The organism is Pseudomonas gingeri (assembly GCF_013385635.1).
GTDB lineage: Bacteria > Pseudomonadota > Gammaproteobacteria > Pseudomonadales > Pseudomonadaceae > Aquipseudomonas > Aquipseudomonas gingeri_A.
In genome coordinates this window covers 320,965-336,162 of record NZ_JACAPR010000011.1, presented here as the reverse complement: position 1 = coordinate 336,162, position 15,198 = coordinate 320,965, and the positions used below count along the sequence as shown (strand labels likewise).

Annotated in this window: 13 protein-coding genes; 6 read left to right on the top strand and 7 right to left on the bottom strand. The window is 63.1% G+C overall.

Going from position 1 to position 15,198, the window contains the following annotated elements; all coding sequences use genetic code 11:
• Positions 1 to 89 precede the first annotated feature (89 nt).
• Positions 90 to 1,214 carry an MFS transporter gene (locus tag HX851_RS15520; protein WP_177060814.1) on the bottom strand — a complete coding sequence of 375 codons (1,125 nt, stop codon included), beginning with the start codon at positions 1,212 to 1,214 and terminating at the stop codon, positions 90 to 92.
• 461 nt (positions 1,215 to 1,675) lie between these two features.
• Between HX851_RS15520 and HX851_RS15515 the strand changes: the two genes are divergently transcribed.
• The 4 genes from HX851_RS15515 to mrdA all read left to right on the top strand — a co-directional run bounded on the left by HX851_RS15515 (position 1,676) and on the right by mrdA (position 6,335).
• Positions 1,676 to 2,668, top strand: coding sequence for an aliphatic sulfonate ABC transporter substrate-binding protein (locus HX851_RS15515; RefSeq protein WP_177060816.1), 993 nt, complete (start codon positions 1,676 to 1,678; stop codon positions 2,666 to 2,668).
• Positions 2,669 to 2,701: 33 nt separating this feature from the next.
• Positions 2,702 to 3,532: an ABC transporter permease gene (locus HX851_RS15510; protein ID WP_177065843.1), complete on the top strand. Its 831-nt coding sequence runs from the start codon at positions 2,702 to 2,704 to the stop codon at positions 3,530 to 3,532.
• A 2-nt stretch (positions 3,533 to 3,534) separates the two neighbouring features.
• Positions 3,535 to 4,248, top strand: a complete 714-nt coding sequence (locus tag HX851_RS15505) for an ABC transporter ATP-binding protein (protein WP_177060820.1) — start codon at positions 3,535 to 3,537, stop codon at positions 4,246 to 4,248.
• A 194-nt stretch (positions 4,249 to 4,442) separates the two neighbouring features.
• A complete protein-coding gene (gene mrdA / locus HX851_RS15500; protein WP_177060822.1) occupies positions 4,443 to 6,335 on the top strand; it encodes a penicillin-binding protein 2 in 1,893 nt (630 codons plus the stop codon).
• 52 nt (positions 6,336 to 6,387) lie between these two features.
• Here mrdA and HX851_RS15495 read toward each other — a convergent pair whose 3' ends face one another.
• The 4 genes from HX851_RS15495 to HX851_RS15480 form a co-directional block, all read right to left on the bottom strand.
• The gene (locus tag HX851_RS15495; protein ID WP_177065845.1) at positions 6,388 to 7,953 is read right to left on the bottom strand and encodes an aldehyde dehydrogenase (NADP(+)); all 1,566 of its coding nucleotides are present in this window, start codon (positions 7,951 to 7,953) and stop codon (positions 6,388 to 6,390) included.
• 97 nt (positions 7,954 to 8,050) lie between these two features.
• Positions 8,051 to 8,974, bottom strand: coding sequence for a dihydrodipicolinate synthase family protein (locus HX851_RS15490; protein WP_177065847.1), 924 nt, complete (start codon positions 8,972 to 8,974; stop codon positions 8,051 to 8,053).
• Between the two features lie 60 nt (positions 8,975 to 9,034).
• A complete protein-coding gene (locus tag HX851_RS15485; protein ID WP_177065850.1) occupies positions 9,035 to 10,282 on the bottom strand; it encodes a DegT/DnrJ/EryC1/StrS family aminotransferase in 1,248 nt (415 codons plus the stop codon).
• Positions 10,283 to 10,315: 33 nt separating this feature from the next.
• Complete coding sequence (locus tag HX851_RS15480; protein ID WP_177065852.1) at positions 10,316 to 11,125, bottom strand: shikimate dehydrogenase family protein; 810 nt, start codon at positions 11,123 to 11,125, stop codon at positions 10,316 to 10,318.
• Positions 11,126 to 11,391: 266 nt separating this feature from the next.
• Here HX851_RS15480 and HX851_RS15475 point away from each other — a divergent pair, with 266 nt between their 5' ends.
• Positions 11,392 to 12,309, top strand: coding sequence for a LysR family transcriptional regulator (locus tag HX851_RS15475; RefSeq protein WP_177065854.1), 918 nt, complete (start codon positions 11,392 to 11,394; stop codon positions 12,307 to 12,309).
• A 159-nt stretch (positions 12,310 to 12,468) separates the two neighbouring features.
• Complete coding sequence (locus HX851_RS15470) at positions 12,469 to 14,025, top strand: UxaA family hydrolase (protein WP_177065856.1); 1,557 nt, start codon at positions 12,469 to 12,471, stop codon at positions 14,023 to 14,025.
• Positions 14,026 to 14,158: 133 nt separating this feature from the next.
• Here HX851_RS15470 and HX851_RS15465 read toward each other — a convergent pair whose 3' ends face one another.
• Entirely contained in the window at positions 14,159 to 14,599 is a 441-nt protein-coding gene (locus tag HX851_RS15465) for an RbsD/FucU family protein (RefSeq protein ID WP_177065857.1), read from the bottom strand.
• 10 nt (positions 14,600 to 14,609) lie between these two features.
• On the bottom strand, positions 14,610 to 15,194 hold the full coding sequence (locus HX851_RS15460) for a DUF1349 domain-containing protein (RefSeq protein WP_177065859.1): 585 nt from the start codon (positions 15,192 to 15,194) through the stop codon (positions 14,610 to 14,612).
• Positions 15,195 to 15,198 lie beyond the last annotated feature (4 nt).

Here is a 15,198-nt window from a genome sequence, read left to right as displayed (position 1 = left end):
GTCACAAAGGCGGACGCAGAGCGTCCAGAGGCGCATTCCCACGCAGAGCATAGGAACGATCAGCGCAAGACATAGGAGCGATCAACCCATCAGCGGCGCCAGACCACACAGCCCACCGCGCTCAGGGCAATCGCCAGGCCGGCCAGGGAGTAGACCCAACTGGCCGAGGCCACCGGCAACAACACACCCGCCAGTAACGGCCCGACACCGGCCCCGATATCGCGCCATACCGCATTGGAGGCCAGGGCCTGGACCCGTCCGGCACCGGGATTGCGCTGGGCCACCAGGGTCACCACCAGCGGCAGTTGCAGCGCCCGCAGGACCAGTACCGAGCCGGCACCGAGAATCAGCCAGTGGCTGCCGAAAGCGGCCAGCGCAAGGCCGCTGAGGATCGAGAACAGCAGCAGCATGCGCACCACGCCATAGCTGTCGGCGGCCCGACCGCCCAAGGGACTGAGGAGCATTTCCGAGACATAACGCAGGGCCATCAACACCCCGGCAATGATCACCGCGTTGCCGCCCAGCACGGCGGAAGCCTGCAACGACAGGCCGAAGATAAACAACCCGTCCAGCGCCACGCCTTCGACAAAGGACCAGATCGCCACACTGTCCGGCCAGTTGAAACGCCGCCCGGAAGGTGCCGACAACTCATGCCCCACCGTCGGCAGGCCACGCGCCACCCACCAGCCGATCAGCGAGGCCGCACACAGCAGCAGGAAAATCAGCCTTGGGCCGAACTGCAGGCTCAACCAGCCGCCCACGGACAACGCGATCATCGGCCCGATGGCAATCACCGCCCGCGAGCGCCCTGCCCGACGCGCGGCACCACTCGGTTCGAGGGTCGCCAACACTTGCGTCGAGAGGTTCAACGCCGCGTAGGACAAGCCCCAGCCCAGGCGTAACAGCAACAGCCAGAAAAAGCCGGAGATCAACGAATTGCCCAAGGCGCACAAGGCACTGGCCCCGGCGGCCAGCATCAACGTCGCGCGGTCGCCGTGACGGGCGTAATAACGCAGTACATAACCGTAACCGAAGATCCGTACCAGGCGGTTGGCCGCCAGCAATACCCCGGCCTGGGCCAGGGTCACGCCAAAGGCCGCGGTGTTCATCGGCAGCAGCAGGTAAAGCAGGACATCGCTGGGCAGGCACAGGGCCAGGACGATGGCGGAACGGCGGGAGGCGGAGTCGGTCGGGTGAGCAGCCACGGCAGGCATGTGGGACGGGTCTCTACAACGGGGAGGAGAAGCCCGTCAGCATGCCGGTTTGAAACAATCGCTGACAATGTTTTTGTGAGACCGGTTGCCGATGTTGCTGGAGCAACAGTGCTTCAGCAGAGTGTTCGCGAAACGACACTCACCCGCCCCGCCCAAATCGGCGGGCTGACCGCTTACCTGTAGGAGCCGGTTTGCCGGCCATGAGGTCCTTGAGGGCACTAAAGGCTTCGATCGTTCCCACGCTCCCGCGTGGGAATGCAGCCCGTGACGCTCCGCGTCACAGAGGCGGATGCAGAGCATCCAGTGAGGCGTTACCACGTAGAGCGTGGGAACGATCAAACGATCAGCAACGATCGACAGGCAACTGGCACAGAGCCTGCATTATTCCATTTAAGCAGTTCATCGGAGTTATGACTGCTTATTCCGAAATAAGCACCGCAGTCCCTCTCCTGGAGCATCCGATGAAAACCCTCACCCCGATCACCCGAGCCGCCCGCTTGCTCGCCGCCGCCACGGCCCTGGCACTGGGCCTGCAACCGCTGGCCCAGGCCGCCGAAACCGTGCCGGCCGAAGTCCATCTGGATTATGCCTATTACTCTCCCGTGAGCCTGGTGCTGCGGCATTTCGGCTGGCTGGAAAAAGCCCTGCCGCAGAGCAAAGTCACCTGGGTGCTGAGCCAGGGCAGCAACCGCTCCCTGGAATACCTGAACAGCGGTGGCGTCGACTTCGCGTCCTCGGCCAGCCTGGCGGCGGTGCTGAGCCGGGCCAACGGCAGCCCGATCAAATCGGTCTATGTCTACAGCCGCGCCGAATGGACGGCCCTGCTGGTACGCAAGGACTCACCCTACAAGACCCTCGCCGACCTCAAGGGCAAGAAGATTGCCGCCACCAAAGGCACCGACCCGTACCTCTTCACCCTGCGCAGCCTGCAACAGGCCGGGCTGGGCAAGGACGATGTGGAGCTGGTCCACCTGCAACACCCGGATGGCCGCATCGCGCTGGAAAAAGGCGATGTCGATGCCTGGGCCGGACTCGATCCGCATATGGCCGCCAGCCAGATCCAGGCCGGTTCGCGCCTGCTGTATCGCAATCCCGACTTCAACAGCTACGGCGTGATCAGCGTCACCGAGACCTACGCCAAGGAACACCCGCAGACCATCGAGACAGTGCTCGGTGCCTACGAAAAAGCCCGTGAGTGGGCCCAGCACAATCCCGATGAACTGGCCCGGCTGCTGGCGACCGAATCCGGCCTGCCCCTGGACGTCGCCAAGCTGCAACTGTCGCGCACCGACCTGAGCAACGCCCGCCTGGGCCCGCAGGACCTGCTGTCATCGAAAGCCGCGGCACCGATCCTCGTGTCCGAGGAGCTTGTCCGTCGTGGCGTCAACGTCGACCAGGTGATCGACCAGTTGATTGATACCCGCTTCAGCAACGTCGCCGTCGCCAGGCAGTGACTCGGGTAACCACCGTGCGAGCCAGGAGTGCCCATGACCAGCAAGAGTAAATCCCTGCCCGGCGTCCTGCCGGCCGGTTCCCTGCGTACAGGCGGTTGGCGGCGCAACTTCAAGGGCCTGGTCGTGCCAGTGGCGATCATCGTCCTGCTGGAGTTCGTGGTGCGCATCGGCTGGGTGCCGTCCTACCAGATGCCGGCCCCCAGCGAAATCGTCCTGACCTTGCGTGACCTGGCCGAAGGCGCCTTGTGGAAACACATCAGCGCCAGCCTGTTGCGGGTACTGAGCGGCTTTGCCATCGGTGCCGGCCTGGCCCTGGTGTTTGCCGCCTGGGTCGGCCTGAGCCGGGAAGCCGAAGCGTACCTGGAGCCGACCTTCGCCGGGCTGCGCTCGATCCCGAGCCTGGCCTGGGTGCCGTTGCTGCTGTTGTGGCTGGGTATCGACGAAACCTCGAAAATCGTCCTGATCGCCATTGGCGCGTTTTTCCCGGTGTACCTCAACGGCGTGGCGGCGATTCGCGATATCGATCGCAAACTGGTGGAGGTCGGGCAGATGCTCGGTTTCAGCCGCTATCGCCTGGTCCGGCGGATTCTCCTGCCCGCCGCCCTGCCCGGCCTGTTCACCGGCCTGCGCAGCGGCATGAGCCTGGCCTGGATGTTTCTGGTGGCCGCCGAACTGATCGCCGCCACCCGTGGCCTGGGTTATCTGCTCAGTGACGGCCGGGAAACCTCACGCCCGGATATCGTGCTGGCAGCCATTATTGTCCTGGCGTTGCTGGGCAAGCTCAGCGACGGCCTGCTGGCCGGTCTGGAAAAACGCTTCCTGGCCTGGCGCGACACGTTCAACGGCCAGGATCGGGAGTCATGAACATGAACGAGCCATTGCTGGATCTGTATGTCGAACGCAAGGCGTTTGCCGCGACCACGGTACTCAAGCAGGTCAGCCTGCAACTCCATGAACAGGAGGCGGTGAGCCTGCTGGGCCCCAGCGGCTGCGGCAAAAGCACCTTGCTGCGGATCGTCGCCGGGCTGGAAAAGGACTTCCAGGGCGAGCTGAAACACACCACCGCGCCCATCGCCTTTGTGTTCCAGGAGCCACGCCTGATGCCCTGGCTGACGGTGGAGCAGAATATCGGCTTCAGCGAAGACGACCATTACGATCGGGCCTGGGTCACGCAACTGATCGAGGAAGTCGGCCTTGCCGGTTTTGCCCAGGCACTGCCCAAGGCGCTGTCCGGCGGCATGGCACAACGGGTGGCGATCGCCCGGGGACTGTACAGCAAGCCGCGTATCCTGCTGCTCGATGAACCCTTCAGCGCGGTGGACGCCTTCACCCGCATGAAACTGCAGGACCTGCTCCTGCAACTGGCCAGACGCCACGGCATTGCCCTGCTGCTGGTGACTCACGACGTCGACGAGGCGCTGTACCTGAGTGACCGGGTGCTGGTAATGGACAACCGCCCCAGCCGTATTCGCCAGACCCTGTCGGTCGACCTGGCCCATCCCCGTGATCGCCGCGACCCGGTGCTGGCCGCCCTCAAGGCACAATCGCTGACCGAGTTGCACCTGGCCCACGTGATCTAGTTCCGCCCTGCCTGGCCCAAAAGGATTTGCATCAGGCCCTGTCCCTACCGCCTTTTGGCGGATCCTCCAGCAATAAAGCCCCTAAATCCGGCGCTTCTTGGTATCGTGTGCGCCGATTTAAGTAGCTACCTATTTATTTTTTCTATCAGCCACACCCTATATCGTCAATTTTTCTTGCACAAAACAGGTTCCTCATGACCGATCCCATTCATCTCAAGGATCACGAGACCGAAAAACGCCTGGTCAACAAGCGCCTGATCGCCTGTGGCCTGCTGGTTCTGGGCCTCGCTGCCGCCCTGGTGGGCCGCCTGTACTTTCTCCAGGTCACCGAGTTTTCCTATAACTCCACGGTTTCGGAAAACAACCGGGTCCATGTCCTGCCCATCCCGCCGGAACGCGGGCTGATCTACGATCGCAACGGCGAAGTACTCGCCGACAACCAGCCCAGCTTCAACATGACCCTCACCCGCGAACGCGCCGGTGACGTCGGCCAGGTGCTGGACACGGTGATGAGCATCCTCAACCTGCCGGAAGAAGACCGCACAATGTTCGGCAAGGCGCTCAAGCAGTCGCGCCATCCCTTCGAACCGGTGACCCTGCTCTACGAACTGACCGAACAGCAGATCGCCCTGCTGGCCGTGAACGAGTTCAAGCTGCCGGGGATCGAGGTCGAACCGCAATTCGTGCGCCACTACCCGTTGGGCGATCATTTCGCTCATTCGGTGGGCTATGTCGGGCGGATCAACGAGAAGGAGACCAAGCAACTCGATCCGGTGGAATACCGGGGTACCCAATCCATCGGCAAGACCGGCATCGAACGCTTCTACGAGAACGAACTGCACGGCCATGTCGGCTATGAAGAAGTCGAGACCAATGCCCAGGGCCGCGTCATGCGGGTGCTCAAGCACACCGATCCGATCCCCGGCAAGAACATCGTCCTGAGCCTGGATATCAAGCTCCAGGAAGCCGCCGAGAACGCCCTGGGCGACCGCCGCGGCTCGGTGGTAGCGATCGATCCGAAGACCGGTGAAGTGCTGGCGATGGTCAGCAAGCCGAGTTTCGACCCGAACCTGTTCGTCACCGGCATCCGTGCCAAGGACTACTCGGCCCTGCGCGACTCCATCGACCGTCCGCTGTTCAACCGTGCCCTGCGCGGGCTCTACGCCCCCGGTTCGACGATCAAGCCGGAAGTGGCCATCGCCGGCCTCGACAGCGGCGTGATCTCGCCCTCGACACGGGTGTTCGACCCAGGCTATTTCCAACTGCCCAATGTAGATCACAAGTACCGCAACTGGAACCACAGTGGCGACGGCTGGGTCGACCTGAACGCGGCGATCATGCGTTCCAACGACACCTATTTCTATGACCTGGCGAGTAAGCTGGGCATTGATCGGCTGCACGATTACCTGAACAAGTTCGGCGTTGGACAGAAGGTCTCCCTGGACATGTTCGAAGAGTCTTCGGGGCTGATGCCGTCACGCGAATGGAAGCGCGCCACCCGCCGCCAGACCTGGTTCCCGGGGGAAACAGTGATTCTCGGGATCGGCCAGGGCTATATGCAGGTCACCCCGCTGCAACTGGCCCAGGCCACCACGCTGATCGCCAACAAGGGCGTGTGGAATCGCCCGCACCTGGCCAAGTCGGTCGGCCAGGTGGCGCCGGTGGACGAGAACCCGATCCCGAATATCGTCTTGCGCGACCCCAAGGAATGGGAACAGGTCAACTACGCCATGCAACTGGTGATGCATGACCCGCGCGGCATCGCCCGGGCGGCGGCCGTCGGCGCGCAGTACCGGATTGCCGGCAAGAGTGGTACCGCGCAGGTGGTGGCGATCAAGCAGGGCGAGCGCTACGACCGCCTGAAGACCTCGGAGCGTAACCGCGACAACGCCCTCTTCGTCGGTTTCGCCCCGGCGGAAGATCCGCAGATCGTGATTTCGGTGATGATCGAAAACGGTGAAGCCGGTGGCCGGGTAGCCGGCCCCGTGGTGCGCGAGATCCTCGATGCGTGGCTGCTGGACAAGGACGGCAAGCTCAAGCCGCAATACGCGCATCCGCTCAAGCTCCATGAGGACCCGAAGGTCTGATCGGGGCTGAGCCGAGTAGCTTCGCTACGGCAAAATGACGTCGCCACCCCACTCACCATTCACCATTCACCAGGCGCTTCACGCCCAGGGGATTGGCGTTCTGCAACGCAGCGGGCAACAGGTTGTCCGGGTAGTTCTGGTAGCAGACCGGACGCAGGAACCGATCGATCGCCAGGCTGCCGACCGAGGTGCCCCGCGCATCGCTTGTCGCCGGGTAAGGGCCGCCATGGACCATCGCGTCGCACACTTCCACACCGGTCGGATAGCCGTTGACCAGGATGCGGCCCACCTTCTCTTCCAACAGTGGCACCAGCCATTGGTACTGACGCAGGTCGTGCGGTTCACCGATGAGGGTCGCTGTCAGTTGACCGCGCAGGGCCAGCACCGCACGCTCGAGCTCTGCGTCGTCGGCCACCTCGATCAGGACGGTGGCCGGGCCGAAGACCTCTTCCTGCAGCAAGGGATGTCCTTCGAGCAGCAGTCCGACGTCAGCCTTGAACAACTGCGCCTGGGCCTTGCCGCCCTCCTGCGGCTGACCTGCCAGGTGCACGACGCCCGGGCACAGCCTCAAGGCATCGACACCTTTGCGGTAACTGTCCAGGCCACCCGCATTGAGCAGGGTCTGCGGCGCCTGTACCGACAGGTGCTCCTGGAGCTGCGCGGTGAACGCCGTGAATGCCGCGCCACGCATCCCGATCACCAGGCCGGGGTTGGTGCAGAATTGCCCGGCTCCCAGCACCACCGAGCCGGCCAGCTCGCCGGCGATTGTCGCGCCGCGGGCGGCCAGGGCGCCGGGCAGCAGGATGACGGGATTGATGCTCGACATTTCGGCGAACACCGGGATCGGCTGCGCACGCTCGGCGGCAATCCGGCACAGCGCTTCCCCGCCGTGCAGCGAGCCGGTAAAGCCCACGGCCTGGATCGCCGGATGCCTGACCAGGTCCGCGCCGACACCCTGGCCGAAGATCATGTTGAACACGCCCGCCGGCATGCCGGTGCGCATGACCGCGCGCTCGATGGCGCAGCCCACCAGGTCGGCGGTCGCCATGTGGCCGCTGTGGGCCTTGACGACCACGGGGCAACCCGCCGCCAGCGCCGAGGCCGTGTCGCCCCCGGCCGTGGAGAAGGCCAGGGGGAAATTGCTGGCACCGAACACCGCCACCGGGCCGACGCCGATGCGGTACTGGCGCAGGTCGACCCGTGGCAGAGGCTGGCGACCCGGCAGTGCCAGGTCAATACGCGCACCGAGGAAATCACCACGACGCAACACCCGGGCGAACAGGCGCATCTGGTTGCTGGTGCGCAGGCGTTCGCCCCGGATACGCGCGGCCGGTAGCGCGGTCTCCCGGCAGACGATGGCGACGAAGTCCTGATCCAGTGCATCCAGCTCCTCGGCGATCGCCTCGAGGAATTCCGCGCGTCGCGCCGGGCTCAGTTGACGATAGGGACCGAAGGCATTTTTCGCGGCAAGGGCGGCCTGCTCGACTTCTTCGAGCGTGGCCTGGTGGAAGGTACAAGACAGGGCTTCACCGCTGGTGGCATCGAAGCTCTGGTGACGGGGCTCGCCGAGGCCGCTACGGGCACCCGCGATGAACTGCTGGCCAAGTACAGGAAGCATTTTCAACTCTCTCTATTGCCTCGGCGCGTTGCCGAAACCTATGAAATGAACGGGGCCAGCCACCCCGGCGCTGTCGTTTCACGCCGGGACAGCCGGTTTACTTACCCCATTGCAACGCGATCGGATTGGCCGCACGGGCCAGTTCGAGCAGGCCGTCACGGGTCTGCGGATGCAATGCCTCCAGGGGATGGCGAACACTGTCGGACCTGATCACACCGCCCTCCTTCATGACCGTCTTGGCCGCACGCAGGCCACACTGGCGGTTCTCATAGTTGATCAGCGGCAGAATCCGCTCATAAGCCTGGATCGCATCCTGGCGTCGGCCTTCGGCATGGGCGGTCATCACCGGTCGGATCAGATCCGGGATCATCGCGCTGGCCATGACCCCACGCGCACCGGCATCCAGGTCGGCCATCAGGGTGATCGCCTCTTCACCATTGAAAGGCCCCACGATGCTGCTGCCACCCAGTTTGATCAGCTCGCGCAGCTTGGCCGCGGTGCCAGGGACTTCGATCTTGAAGTAACGCACCAGCGGCAGGGTGCGCGCCACTTCCGCCAGGAAAGCGGTCGAGAGCATCACGCCGCTCAGTGGTGCGTCCTGGATCATGATCGGCAGTTGACACGCCTGCGCGACGCGGGCGAAGTGATCGAGGATCAACCGCGGTTCGAGCTTGATACCCGCGCCGTGGTAAGGCGGCATCATCATGATCAGCGCGGCCCCATGGTCCGCCGCGTGGCGCGCACGCTGGCCGGCGACCTGGGTGCTGAAGTGGCTGCAGGTGACCATCACCGGCACCCGCCCCTTGACATGCTCCAGGCAGAATTCCGTCAGTTGACGCCGCTCTTCATCCGAGAGCAGAAACTGCTCCGAGTAGTTGGCCAGGATGCAGATGCCATCCACGCCCTGGTCGATCATGCAGTCAAGTACCCGCCCCTGCCCCTCGAAATCGAGTTCGCCGGCGTCGGAGAATGGCGTCGGGGCAACAGGAAACAGCCCCGAGTACGGCCCAGTCGTTTGCATCGCAAAAACCTCTTCCATTTGGAAAACGACAGGCCGGAAACGGCCCGTCGCAGACATGAGTCAATCGCGGCCGTAGGCCGTCAGTACTTTGCGGATCGCGTGGGCGATGCCTTGCAGGTGCTTCTCCTCGAAACGGTCGGTCCACCACATGCACACCGTTTCCTTGCATACCGTTTCCGCCACCGGGCAGACACTGCTGGAGAAGTCCTGCGGGCTCACGCCCGGCAGGGTGAAGGGCAGCCCCGACGTGCCGAACGTCTTGCGTTCACGGATGACCGGGTAGCTGTAGAGCGGCACCTCGCCCGGATAGCCGATAAAGCCGTCGATGCCCTCCGCCACCAGCGCTTGCATGACATCGCGCATCGGGACCGTCAGTTGCGCGGTGTCCACGCGGAACGAATAGAAGAAGTAGACCCCACGGGTGTCCGGCAATGGCAGTACCGGCTGGATGGGCAATCCGTCCAGCAACCCGGTCAGGCGATCGGCCGACGCGACGCGCGCATCGACGAACTGATGCAGTTTCTCGACCTGCGCCAAGCCGACGGCGGCCTGCAATTCGGTCATGTGGTAGTTGGGTGCCAGGAACAGGTGATCACGGCCACCGCGCTCGCGCGGCCAGCCCTTGTCGCTGCACGCGCGCAGGCGACGACCGTTGTATTCGTCCCGGTTGCTGATCACCAGGCCGCCATCGCCGGTGGTCATGTGCTTGGACTGCTGGAAGCTGAAACAGCCCACATCGCCGATGGTGCCGCACAACGTGCCCTTGTAGTAGGCCAGGTGCGCCTGGGCGCAGTCCTCGATGACGAACAGATCGTGCTTGCGGGCAATCGCCATGATCGCGTCCATGTCCGCCGGATGGCCGAACACGTGGGTGACGATGATCGCGCGGGTCCGCGGGGTGATGTTCTTCTCGATGGAAACCGGATCGAGGTTCTGCGTGAGTGGGTCGACATCGGCGAAGACCGGCACCGCCAGCTGCGCCAGCACCGGAATGACCGTGCCGATATCCGTCACCGGCGACAGGATGATCTCATCGCCGGGTTCCGGGTTCAGGTAGATCACCGCGGTATGCAAGGCCGCCGTGCCATTCGCCACAGCCACGGCCGTGGACACGCCATAGATCTCGGCAAAGCGTTGCTCGAACTGTCGGGTCTTGGGTCCGACCAGGAAGGACAGGCTGCCGGAGCGGATCACTTCCAGCAGCAGTTGTTCTTCCTCGGCACCGAACGTGCGCCCGGATGCGTCACGGAAGCTGGGCAGCGTCCCTTCTATGGCGCGTGGTCCGCCATGGATGGCTAATTCGTTCATCATCAATCCTTCTTGTTAAATGAGTGCGATCCGTTACAGGCCAAGGAAGTCCGCCATCGACTGCACCTGGTGTTCCAGCATGTGGCGCCCCAGATGGACCCGGCAGCCGATGTCCTCGGCCGCGATCAGCAACGCGGTGCGCTCCGGCTCCTGGACCACTTCCGCCACGGTCATCTGCGGGGTCAGCCTGGTGACATCCAACGGCAAGGGGTCCGTGGCATGCATGCCCAGCGAAGTGCCGTTGATGACCAGCTGATGGCCACTGGGATCACTTCCCAAAGAGACATCCAGGGCCGGATAGTGGCGCTGGAGCCGCTCCTTGAGTTCAACGCTCTTGTGTTCACTGCGGTTGGCCAGGGTCAGCCGGGCGATGCCGGCCCGGGCCAGTGCGAAGGCGACAGCGTTCGCCGCGCCACCGGCACCGACCAGGTAGACCGACTGGCCGGCGACTTCGATGCCGGCATGCTGCAGCCCCCGCAGGAAGCCGATGCCATCCAGTTGGTCGCCGACCAGGCGGCCATCGGCCAGGCGCCGGATGACATTGGCGGCGCCGACGGCGGCGGCCTGTTCACTGAGTTCGTCGCACAACGGCAAGATGGCTTGCTTGAAGGGCACCGTGACAATGGCGCCATCGAAGCTCAACAGTGTCCGCAGACTATTGACGAAACGTTCGAAGTCTTCAGGGGCCACATTCATGGGCACCATGATCGCGTCACAGCCACGCTCACGCGCAATCCTGTTGATCTTGGGTGGCGCTTTTACATGTTCGGTCGGGTGAGCAAGAATACCCAGTACGCGGGTTCTGCCCGTCACTTCGCTATGGTTTTCCAGCCTGTCAGGCATGTACATGGCTCCTCTCTATAAAACAACCCGGATCGTGTTGCGGGCTGCGCGACGCAACAATAAACACCGCTAAATCGGCTGAACCCAAAGTACTGCACTTCATACGGGGCGAGTAATGAGAAGTACGCCCCTCTCGATAACCCCTGGCTATCCCCGCATGGCGGGCTGCCGCGACAGGTGCTTGTGCCAGGGTCGGGGGTGGCTGGAGTTTTTCCGCCTGCTGATGCCTAATGCGAGTCACCCCCTGAAAAAGCGCCGCCCTGACGATGATGCCGACCCTGGAAACCATCTCCTCGCGCCTTCGCCTCAAGCAGTTGCGCCTGTTGATTGCACTGGACGACCACGGCTCCATCCACCGGGCCGCCGAAATCATCGGCATCACCCAGCCCGGTGCCACCAAGGCCCTGCACGATGTGGAAGAAACCCTCGGCGCGACGCTGTTCGAACGCACCAGCAAGGGACTGAACGCCAATGCGATGGGTCGTTGCGCGATTCGCTACGCACGCTTGATCCTGACCGACCTGTCCCATCTTAGGCAGGAGATGCACGGGATCTTCCAGGGACATGGGGGACGCATCACCGTCGGCACGATCATGGGTGGCGTACCGCTGCTGACCGCCAGCCTGCTGCAACTGCGCAAACGCCAACCGCAGGCGACCATCGAGATTGTCGAGGACACCAGCGTCAAGCTGCTGAGCCTGCTGGACCAGGGACGCCTGGACATGGCGCTGTGCTACCCCAGCGTCAGCCCGCGCCCCACGGCCTACAACAGCATCAGCATAAAACCCGAAGCCCTGGTGGTCATGACCAACCCCGGGCATCCGCTGGTGGGACGCACGTCACTGACCCTGGAGGATCTGGCGGATTCAGGCTGGGTGATCTTCTCGGCGAACATGCCGCTGCGTCAGACCCTGGAGCGCGAGTTCCATGAAGCAGGCGTGAACTTTCCAGCCCACCCCATCGAAACCTCGTCCACCTTCGCCACGTTGCTGCTGCTGATCAGCGATCCCAATCTGATCGCGGTATTGCCCACTGACGTGGCGGAACTGCCGTTGTTGCAAGCCATGTTGACGTCCCTGCCCTATACCATCACGCCCAAGACCGAGCCGTTCGCCATCGTCACGCGTACCCAGGTGGAACTCTCGCAACTGACGCACTTGCTGATCGAGGAACTGACGAAGTAATACGCCTTGTGCCGGAGCCTGCCCGGCTCGGTGACACAGATAACGCTCGGTTATCTCAAGCCTCCGGATTTTCATTACCCACCCTGTCGGGCCGGCGCTAGGATCGCGCCATGAACCCTGCAGCAAAGCATCCGCTTTTCTCCCCAGTAAGGTGCCGTAATGGAATTGATTGCTAAAACAAGTGCGCAAAGCCAGATCGTGGCCGCCACGATCCGGCTGGATCCGCATGACGATGTGCTGATCGCACGCCAGCCGCTCCCGGCGGGTCTTTTGCTGGAAGCGGAAGGCGTCGTTGTCCAGCAGGCGATTCCTGCCGGGCACAAGGTCGCGGTGCGGCGTATCGAGGCCGGCGGGAGCGTTCGCCGCTACGGCCAGATCATCGGCGTCGCCTCTGCCCCGATCGAGGCCGGTGAACACGTGCACAGTCATAACCTCGGCATGGCGCACTTTTCACGCGATCATCAATTCGGCATCGACGCCAGGCAGACAGAGCATCGGGAAGCGACATTCATGGGCATCGTTCGCCCGGACGGTCGCGTGGCGACGCGCAACTACATCGGCGTGCTGACCTCGGTGAACTGCTCGGCCACCGTGGCGCGGGCGATCGCCGACTACTTCCGTCGCGACATCCACCCCGAAGCCCTCGCGCCGTACCCGGAGGTCGATGGCGTGGTGGCCCTGACCCATGGCATAGGCTGCGCCGTGGACCCCGGTGGCGAGGCTTTGGCGATGTTGCAGCGAACGCTGGGGGGTTATGCGGTCCACGCCAACTTCCATTCCGTCCTGATGATCGGCCTGGGATGCGAGACCAACCAGATCGACGACCTGCTCAAGGCCCGGCACTTGCAGGCCGGTCCGCACCTGCGTGTGTTCACCATCCAGGGGACCGGGGGCACCTCGAAATCCATCGCCAGCGGCATCGAGCAGATCAAGGCGCTTCTACCCGCCGCCAATCAGGTCCAGCGGGAGGCGGTCAGTGCCGGGCACCTGATCGTCGGGCTGCAATGCGGCGGCTCAGATGGTTACTCCGGGATCACCGCCAACCCGGCCCTGGGCAATGCGGTCGACCGGCTGGTGGCGGCAGGCGGCACGGCGATCCTTTCCGAAACGCCGGAGATCTACGGCGCCGAACATCTGCTGACGCGCCGCGCGGTAAGCAGCGAGGTCGGTGAAAAGCTCATCGCCCGTATCCGCTGGTGGGAAAGCTACTGCCAACGCATGAATGCCGAGCTCAACAACAACCCGTCGGCCGGCAACAAGGCAGGCGGGCTGACGACCATCCTGGAGAAATCCCTCGGCGCCGTGGCCAAGGGCGGCTCGACGAATCTGGTGGATGTCTACGAATACGCCGAAGCGGTCACCGCCCATGGCCTGGTGTTCATGGACACCCCCGGCTACGACCCGATCTCGGCCACAGGCCAGGTGGCCGGAGGTGCCAACCTCATTGCCTTCACCACCGGCCGTGGATCGGCGTTCGGCGGAGCGCCCTCGCCCTCCATCAAGATCGCGACCAACTCGCACATGTTCAATCATCAGGAAGAGGACATGGACGTGAACTGTGGTGGCATCGCCGACGGCACCGATACCATCGAGGAACGGGGCGCGCATATCTTCGACATGATGCTGCGCGTGGCTTCCGGCGAGCGCAGCAAGAGCGAACGCCACGGCTATGGACAGAATGAGTTCGTGCCCTGGCAGATTGGCGCCATCACCTGAAACGCGGGAACCTACGGTTTAGCGCTGTGTAATTGCATGGGTGATCATCCTGAGTTCACCCCGCATCAAGTCACTTTGACAGTCAGAGCACCAACGACGTGAAAGAGCGCCTGTCCCAGGCGCCCTGTCGATGTCAGTTTCCGCCGAGGTTGACGGTACCTTTGCGGATGATCACGTTGCCGTAGAACAACGTTTCACCCGTCGCGATAATGGCAAAGGCTTCCTTGGCCCGGTCGTAGAAAGCAAAGCGCTCGATACGATAAAGCTTCGGTGATTCGCCGGGCACCGCGTTCAATGCGTCCTGAATCACGGTGTGCGCCGTTACGATCGTGTCGGGCTCGTCGATCACTTGCATGCCGATCACCGGATCAGGTTCGGACTCGTCAATCGGCATGATTGAGAGAATGGCCTTCAACATCCGTGGCAGGTCAGCCGCTTCCATGCGAATCAACCGTTTGGCCACCGTCTGGGCGGGAAAACTGCCGTCGACAATGACGATCTCGTCACCATGCCCCATGGCGCGCAAGGCAAAAAGGATGTCGGCGTTCAGGATCGGGTCAATACCAATCAGCATGGGAATTCCTTTAGCTCAAGTCGTGGAGATTTTTGGTGGTGGCCGGGCCGATGGAAAACTCTGAAAAACGAATGGTCAGGCCACTTCGTTCTGGTGTGCAAGCGGTCGGCCCCACCTGATAGCTGTCCGCCTCCGGGAACGGCGCAAGACGCAGCAGAGGCCAGAAAATACCGTCACGGGAGGCCTGGATGCGCATCGCGCCTTTTGCCACGGTGACCCTCAGGTAGAAGTCCTCCAGTTCCTTGAAAGGCTGGGAGACCGACCAGTCCGACTGGCCGTCCGTGATGACGGTACTCAGAAACAACTCACCGTCCGTGAATTCCACGCCGGTTTTCATCCAGCGCGTTTCGTCAATCCGCACCATCAGACCGGCCTGATCGTAAAGCGCACGAAATTGCCCCCGGATACGAATCTGCGCGGTGAACCCGCTATCCGTCGGGAAACCGAAAAAGTGCCCCGTGTCCCGGATGAAGCCGTAATGGGTTTTGCGCCAGAAGTCGGTGTTCTCGTCGGTGGTCATGGTGAGGCCGCCGTCATCCGTCACCCAATGGGCGGGTGGGTTCAGCCACGTTCCGGTACTGATGTCGATGCTCATATCG

What these genes read in the sequence shown, in the direction of transcription:
- HX851_RS15520 (WP_177060814.1), bottom strand. Translation starts at nt 1,214, where the DNA reads ATGCCTGCCGTGGCTGCTCACCCGACCGACTCCGCCTCCCGCCGTTCC.
- HX851_RS15515 (WP_177060816.1), top strand. Translation starts at nt 1,676, where the DNA reads ATGAAAACCCTCACCCCGATCACCCGAGCCGCCCGCTTGCTCGCCGCC.
- HX851_RS15510 (WP_177065843.1), top strand. Translation starts at nt 2,702, where the DNA reads ATGACCAGCAAGAGTAAATCCCTGCCCGGCGTCCTGCCGGCCGGTTCC.
- HX851_RS15505 (WP_177060820.1), top strand. Translation starts at nt 3,535, where the DNA reads ATGAACGAGCCATTGCTGGATCTGTATGTCGAACGCAAGGCGTTTGCC.
- mrdA (WP_177060822.1), top strand. Translation starts at nt 4,443, where the DNA reads ATGACCGATCCCATTCATCTCAAGGATCACGAGACCGAAAAACGCCTG.
- HX851_RS15495 (WP_177065845.1), bottom strand. Translation starts at nt 7,953, where the DNA reads ATGCTTCCTGTACTTGGCCAGCAGTTCATCGCGGGTGCCCGTAGCGGC.
- HX851_RS15490 (WP_177065847.1), bottom strand. Translation starts at nt 8,974, where the DNA reads ATGCAAACGACTGGGCCGTACTCGGGGCTGTTTCCTGTTGCCCCGACG.
- HX851_RS15485 (WP_177065850.1), bottom strand. Translation starts at nt 10,282, where the DNA reads ATGAACGAATTAGCCATCCATGGCGGACCACGCGCCATAGAAGGGACG.
- HX851_RS15480 (WP_177065852.1), bottom strand. Translation starts at nt 11,125, where the DNA reads ATGCCTGACAGGCTGGAAAACCATAGCGAAGTGACGGGCAGAACCCGC.
- HX851_RS15475 (WP_177065854.1), top strand. Translation starts at nt 11,392, where the DNA reads ATGATGCCGACCCTGGAAACCATCTCCTCGCGCCTTCGCCTCAAGCAG.
- HX851_RS15470 (WP_177065856.1), top strand. Translation starts at nt 12,469, where the DNA reads ATGGAATTGATTGCTAAAACAAGTGCGCAAAGCCAGATCGTGGCCGCC.
- HX851_RS15465 (WP_177065857.1), bottom strand. Translation starts at nt 14,599, where the DNA reads ATGCTGATTGGTATTGACCCGATCCTGAACGCCGACATCCTTTTTGCC.
- HX851_RS15460 (WP_177065859.1), bottom strand. Translation starts at nt 15,194, where the DNA reads ATGAGCATCGACATCAGTACCGGAACGTGGCTGAACCCACCCGCCCAT.